General features: G+C 57.6%; 1 pseudogene. It reads right to left on the bottom strand.

Going from position 1 to position 1,565, the window contains the following annotated elements:
• Positions 1-245: 245 nt before the first annotated feature.
• Positions 246-1,276: pseudogene (locus L3X40_RS21765) on the bottom strand (IS110 family transposase).
• Positions 1,277-1,565: the final 289 nt, after the last annotated feature.

The following is a 1,565-nucleotide window of genomic DNA, read 5'->3' as shown; positions in this document are numbered from 1 at the left end:
CCTCTCCCAACACATATGCCCAAAACGAGCACGAATCGGGAGTATCAGCCGCTCACCCAACATTCATGCCTTCTCCTATGATGGATTGTCGTAAACCCACCTTCGCACAAACTGACGTCGGGGGCGGTTACATCATCAAAGCCTCTGCGAGGAGCAGCCACCCCACCGACTCGGGGCTGAGCCCCAATCACCCCATCTAGTTGGTGAAACGATAGATGGCGCTATTGACGGTGTGCGCCTGTTGATCAGGCCGGGACGGTGGCTCCGGCGTTTGGATCAAACAGCTCGCCCGTCTTCAGCATCGCGTGCATAATTACCGCCAATTTGCGGGCAAGGGCGACGGCCGCTCGCTTGAAACCAAGCCGCTCCTTTAGCGCCAGGGCCCAGGTGCGCAACGTGCTTGTCTCCGACGACCTGTTCAAAATGACCGAGGCCGCCTCGTACAACAGCGTACGCAACTTGGCGTCGCCGCGACGCGAGATGTGGCCTTCAAAATCAACCTCCCCCGATTGATATCGCTTCGGGGTCAGCCCGACCCAGGCGCCTACAGCGCGCGAGTTCTTGAAGTTGATCGAATCCTCCACTGCTGCTGCAAAGGCTGTGGCGGTGACCGTACCCACACCAGACACCGAAGTAAGTAGGCGGCAGCGTTGATCCGTGCCCGCCATCGCGACCAGCTACTTGGTCAATTCCGCCACGCGAAGCCGAATATCGCTCCAGGCTTTAAGCAATGGTAGGATGATTCGCGACAAATTGTCTTCGCCTTCCAGAAGCGTAACGACGTTGCGCTCAAAGACGCTGCCGGCACCCTTGGGTATGACGAGCCCGAACGGCTTCATCAGCCCGCGTATCTGGTTCGACATCTGCACCCGCATCTTCATAAGTTGGCGTCGGGCGGTTATCAGCGTCCTCATCAACATGCTGTCGAAGCCTTTGACGCGGACCTCTCGATAGAAGCCCACCTCAGCCAAATGCGCCAGACCGTCAGCGTCGTTTGCATCAGTCTTGTTTGCGGCCATATCGAGAGCGGCCTTGGCATGGCGCGCGTCTATGCAGATCGCGGGCAAACCCTCCGCAGTGAGCGCATGGTAAAACCAAACCGACAACGGTCCAGTCTCAAAAACCACGCGTTTTGCATTCGGCGCGCGTTGCGGATCACTTCGGCAAGCAGCTTCGGATCGGACGCACACTTGCCACGCCAAACGCGCTTGCCATCCTGACGAACCGATATCGAAGTGTCTTTTAGAGAAACGTCGAGTCCTATATGCTGATCCACGGTTGTCCTCCGTTTGATGCTGGGCCCGGTCCAAAATCGTGAGCCCGTTCTTCATCTTATCGGGGGGGCAACCGCCCTTCGAGCAATCCGTGCATCTGGCCCGTGGCCGGCGCTCCCGCGATTACGTCATGTTCGTTCAATCCCTAACTTGATAAGCCGCCTGATACGAATCGAGCTAAGGGAAGGGCAGCAGGCCACATCCTCTGATTTCCCGCACCTATTGTATTTGTTAGGTGCGTGCATGCCTCGAACGCATAGTATGCGTCACCTGTCGCGGCCGAGTCTGGTT

The organism is Rhizorhapis sp. SPR117 (genome assembly GCF_021742065.1).
Note: the sequence above shows the minus strand (reverse complement) of the source record. Positions and strands in the feature narration are given on the sequence as shown.